We start from the raw sequence: 4,734 nt of genomic DNA, 5'->3' as shown, positions 1-4,734 counted from the left end.
GACGCCGCGCCCGCGGCGGACGCGCCGGCGCAGCCCGCCGCGTCTCCGTAACCTCAACCTCGCCTCGAGGAGGGGCGCGGGACTCACCGCCCGCGCTCCTCCGGCGGAACGCTCCGCGCTCCGCGCGCCGCGCCACGCTTCGCTCCCCGGCGGACAGCGCGATCAGATCGCGAGACCGTAGAGCGCGCCGTACTTGGTCTTCACGTAGCGCTCGAAGTGCTCGTCGGTGAGCCCCACCCCGGCCGCGTCCCGCACGATGTCCTCGGCGTCCTTCCGGCGGCCGACGCGGTAGACCTTCTCCGTGAGCCAGCGCCGCAGGGGCGCGAGGTCGCCCGCGGCGATCGCGTCCTCGAGCCCGGGCAGCGCGCGCGCGGCGGCGTCGAAGAGCGTCGCGGCGTAGAGGTTGCCGAGCGTGTAGGTCGGGAAGTAGCCGAGGTCGCCAAAGGCCCAGTGGATGTCCTGCAGCACTCCCTCGGCGTCGTCGCGCGGCCGGACGCCGAGGAGCGCCTCGGAGCGCGCCGCCCAGGCCTGCGGGAGGTCCGACACGGCCAGCGTTCCGCGCAGCATCCGGAGCTCGAGCTCGAAGCGCAGCGCGATGTGCAGGTTGTAGGTGACCTCGTCCGCCTCGACGCGCACGAGCGAGCGCTCGACGCGGTTCACCGCCCGGTGGAAGTCCGCGGGCCCGATCCCGGCGAGCTGCGGGAAGCGCGCCGCGAGCCGCGGCAGGAACGCGCGCCAGAACGGGAGCGAGCGGCCGACGAGGTTCTCCCACAGGCGAGACTGCGACTCGTGGATCCCCATCGACGGCGCGGCGCAGAGCAGCGAGCGGCGGTGCTCGGCGGGGAGGTTCTGCTCGTAGAGCCCGTGGCCGGCCTCGTGGAGCGTGGAGAAGATCGCGGAGAGCGGCTGCGCCTCGTACACGCGCGTGGTGACGCGCACGTCGCCCGGGTCGAGGCCGAGCGTGAAGGGGTGGAGCGAGCGGTCCTGCCGGCCGGCGGCGGGATCGAAGCCGAGCGCCGCGAGGAGCTCGAGGGTGAAGCGCCACTGCGCGTCGGCGTCGAAGCGGCCGGAGAGGAACCCGCTCTCGGGCGCAGGGGCCGCGCCGATCGCGGCGACGAGCGGGGAGAGCCAGCCGACGAGCCGCGCGAGGATGGGCTCGAGCCGGGAGACGCGCATGCCGGGCTCGTAGCCCTCGAGCAGCGCGTCGTACCTCTCTCCCCCCGCCGGCACTCCGATGGCATCCGCCTGCTCGCGCCGGAGGTCGACGAGCCGCGCGAGCTTCGGGGCGAAGAGGGCGAAGGCGCGCTCGGTGCGCGCCGCCTTCCAGGCGTCGACGCCCTCCCCCTGGGCGAGGGCGAGCGCGCGGACGAGGTCCTGCGGCACGCGCGCGGCGCGCTCGTGATCGAAGCGGAGCGCGCGGAGCGCGGCGGCGCGGTCGGGATCCCCGGAGTCCTCGCGCTCGGCGAGGTCGAGCGCCTCGGCGACGCGCGGGTGGGTGAGCCGCTCGTGGAGGGCGGCCTGCACCGCGGCGAGCTGGTCGCCGCGCGCGGGCGCGCCCTTCGCCGGCATGAAGGTCTCCTGATCCCACTGAAGGAGGGAGACCGCGCCCCCGAGCGCCCGCACGTCGCACATGGCCGCCGCGAGCGTCTCCCACGCGGCGCTCCTCCGGGAGGGGGCGGTCTCGGACATGGCCGCTCATTTAGGCCGAGGCATCCGGGGGAACAAGCATTATGCTCCCCGCCCGTGCGAGACCGCAGCTACGACACCGTCCCGTTCCGGCTCTCCGAGATCGAGCACCGCTACGGCGCGAACGTGCACATCGTCGGGAACCCGTTCCTCCTCGGGCACCTCGCGACGCTCTGCGCGAAGGAGACGCGCCAGCCCGACATCACCCGGCTCGTGCGCATCCTCTACGAGGACCTGATCCGCACGGTCCTCAACGCCGAGTTCCCGCGCCGGCGCGTCTCGGTCCCGACGCGCATGATCGACAGCTCCCCGCAGGGCATCTTCGAGGGCGAGGTCATCGACCGGGCGGTCCGCGCCGTGACGGTGAACATCGCCCGCGCCGGCGCGCTCCCTTCGCAGGTCGCCTACGACCTCCTGAACGAGACGCTGGAGCCCTCGCTCGTGCGGCAGGACCACATCATCATGAGCCGCATGCTCGGCGTGAACGAGGAGGTCGTCGGCGCCGGCATCGGGGGCATGAAGATCGGCGGCGACGTCGACGAGGCCTTCCTGCTCTTCCCCGATCCGATGGGCGCGACGGGCAGCTCGCTCGCGACCGCGATCGAGACCTACAAGACCAAGGTCCCCGGCAAGCCCCGGCGGATCGTGAACATCCACCTCATCGTCACCCCGGAGTACCTCCGCACGATGACGCGGGCGCACCCCGACGTCATCGTCTACGCGATCCGCGTGGACCGCGGCCTCTCCGCGCCGGACGTCCTCGCGACGATCCCGGGCACGCGCTGGGACGAGGAGCGCGGCCTCGACGACCACCAGTACATCATCCCCGGCGGCGGCGGCTTCGGGGAGATCCTGAACAACGCCTATGTCTAGCGGCGCGGGCAAGGTCGACGTCCTCATCTCGCAGACGGACCTGCAGGCGCGGGTGGCGGCGCTCGGCGCCGAGATCACCCGCGATCACGCGGGGCGCTCGCTCGTCGTGGTGGGGGTCCTGAAGGGCAGCTTCATCTTCCTCGCCGACCTGGTGCGGGCGATCGACCTGCCGATCTCGATCGACTTCATCGGCATCTCCTCGTACCAGGGCACCCGCTCGACGGGCGTCGTGCAGATCACGAGCGACCTGACCCGGCCGATCGAGGGCAAGGACGTGCTGCTCGTCGAGGACATCGTCGATACCGGGCTGTCGATGCGGTACCTCCTCGACAACCTCGCGACGCGCAAGCCCGCGAGCGTGCAGGTGTGCGCGCTCCTCGAGAAGCCGTCGCGCGCGGTCGTGAAGGTGCCGATCCAGTACCGGGGCTTCGAGATCGGCGACGAGTTCGTGGTGGGCTACGGGCTCGACTGGGACGGCAAGATGCGGAACCTGCCGTTCGTGGGCGTGCCGCGGGTCTAGCGCGGTCCGCCTCGCGCGCGGCGCGGGAGGTTACTCGTGGCGGACGACACGACGAGGACGCCGCGGCGCGGCGGCGGGGCGAGGGCGGCGGTCGCGTGGCTCGCGATCGTGGGGCTCCTCGCGCTCGTCCTCTGGCTCGTCTCCGAGCGGAACGCGCGCACCTGGTACCTCGTCCCCGACGAGGGGCGCCTCGTGGTGATGCGCGGCATCCTCGCGCCCATCGGACGGCAGACCTTCAAGACCGCCGATCCGTCGCTCGCGCAGGCGTACGAGCCCATCGTGGCGCCCCCCGGCAAGCCGCTCCCGGCCGAGCGCGCGTTCGAGGAGCGGAGCCAGCTCGATCAGGGGATCTACGATCTCCTCTCGGGCTGGGCGCGCGAGGAGATCGCGAGCGGCGAGGCCGCGCGGCTCGAGCGCGGCCTCGGGTACCTCTCGCGCGCCGAGCGGCTCGCCGGGCTCTCGCCCACGCAGCGCGAGGACCTCTCCGCGCTCCGCGCCGAGTCCGGCTACTACGAGGCGCGGCGGCTCCTCGATCGCGCCGTCGGCGAGCTGCGCGACGCCGCGGAGAAGCTGCGGCACACCGGCGCCTCGCGCTCGGCGCGCGCGAACGAGGCGCGGGCGCTCCTGCACGACGTCGAGCCCGCGCTCGACGCGGCCTCGGTCGCGCTCCGGAACGCGGGCAGCGCGCAGCGGGTCCCGCAGAACGGGCAGGGCCCGCAGCCGGCGCAGCCCGGGACGCCGGCCCAGCCGGCGCCGGTCGCGCCGGAGGCGGCCGCGCCTCAGGGCGAGGCGGGCGGGGAGAGGCGCTGAGGCGGGTCGCGGTCGCGGGGTGAGGTCGAGGGCCGCCCGCGGAGGTGCGCGCACCTCCGCTCCTCTCCGACTCCCTCCGATGCCACCCTCTCGCCGCGCAGGCGGTGCGCCGCGGAGCGCTCGAGGCGGGGGTGGTAACATCGCGCTCGCCATGGCCCCCTTCCACGCGCGCAACGGCGCGGGCGATCTGCTCGCGCGCTACAGCTTCATCGAGCCGCTCCTCGCCGGCCGCCGCGTGCTGGAGATCGGCGCGGCGGCGGCGACGGACGGCGCGACCGCGCTGTTCCTCGCCGAGCGCGGCGCCGCGGCGGTGCTGTCCATCGCGTCGAGCGAGCCGGAGCTCGCCGCAGCGCGCGAGGCGGGCCACCACCCGTTCGTCCAGTTCCGCGCCGCCGAGCCGGAGGCGCTCCGCGCCGGCACCTTCGACCTCGTGCTCGTCGCCGAAGGCGACGCGCTCGCGCGCGATCCCGCCCGCGTGGCCGCGCTCCGGCGGCTGCTCGTGCCCGGCGGCCGGCTCGTGACCGCGCTCGCGGCGGGCGGCCCCGCGCTCGCCGATCTCGGCGGCGAGCCGGCCGCGCCCGAGCCGCCCCCCTACGAGGCCTTCGTCGCGGCGCTCGCGGACGAGTTCGCCCTCGTGGAGGTCGCGACGCAGTCGGCCACCGTCGGCTACGTGCTCGCGCTCGCGAGCGAGGGGGACGACGAGCCGGACGTCGCGATGGACGGTACCCTCGCCGGGACGCCCGAGACCGCCGCCTACGTCGCCATCTGCGGCGACGAGCCGTGCGGGCTCGGCGGGCTCTCGGTGGTGGCGCTCCCGGTGCGGCCGCTCGCGGACGGTGCCCGCT

5 protein-coding genes are annotated in these 4,734 nt (G+C 74.7%); 4 read left to right on the top strand and 1 reads right to left on the bottom strand.

The window, feature by feature from the left end:
- Positions 1-162: 162 nt before the first annotated feature.
- Positions 163-1,689, bottom strand: a complete 1,527-nt coding sequence (locus MNY62_RS25300) for a carboxypeptidase M32 (RefSeq protein WP_242347101.1) — start codon at positions 1,687-1,689, stop codon at positions 163-165.
- Between the two features lie 54 nt (positions 1,690-1,743).
- Between MNY62_RS25300 and MNY62_RS25295 the strand changes: the two genes are divergently transcribed.
- The 4 genes from MNY62_RS25295 to MNY62_RS25280 all read left to right on the top strand — a co-directional run.
- Entirely contained in the window at positions 1,744-2,559 is an 816-nt protein-coding gene (locus MNY62_RS25295) for a uracil phosphoribosyltransferase (protein WP_242347100.1), read from the top strand.
- Positions 2,552-3,079 (top strand): hypoxanthine phosphoribosyltransferase, encoded by a 528-nt coding sequence (gene hpt / locus MNY62_RS25290; RefSeq protein WP_242347099.1) that lies wholly within the window; start codon positions 2,552-2,554, stop codon positions 3,077-3,079. Before MNY62_RS25295 ends, hpt begins: the two co-directional genes overlap by 8 nt.
- Positions 3,080-3,115: 36 nt before the next feature.
- A complete protein-coding gene (locus MNY62_RS25285; protein ID WP_242347098.1) occupies positions 3,116-3,889 on the top strand; it encodes a hypothetical protein in 774 nt (257 codons plus the stop codon).
- A 151-nt stretch (positions 3,890-4,040) separates the two neighbouring features.
- On the top strand, positions 4,041-4,734 hold a 694-nt coding region (locus MNY62_RS25280), incomplete at its 3' end, for a methyltransferase domain-containing protein (protein WP_242347097.1).

Origin of the sequence: Anaeromyxobacter terrae (assembly GCF_022690685.1) — a bacterium.
Classification (GTDB): domain Bacteria; phylum Myxococcota; class Myxococcia; order Myxococcales; family Anaeromyxobacteraceae; genus Anaeromyxobacter; species Anaeromyxobacter terrae.
The sequence above is the reverse complement of the archived record's forward strand: the minus strand, read 5'-3'. Positions and strand labels throughout refer to the sequence as shown.

Bases quoted from the DNA above. Each gene is read 5' to 3' on its own strand.
- MNY62_RS25300 (WP_242347101.1), bottom strand. From the start codon at position 1,689: ATGTCCGAGACCGCCCCCTCCCGGAGGAGCGCCGCGTGGGAGACGCTC.
- hpt (WP_242347099.1), top strand. From the start codon at position 2,552: ATGTCTAGCGGCGCGGGCAAGGTCGACGTCCTCATCTCGCAGACGGAC.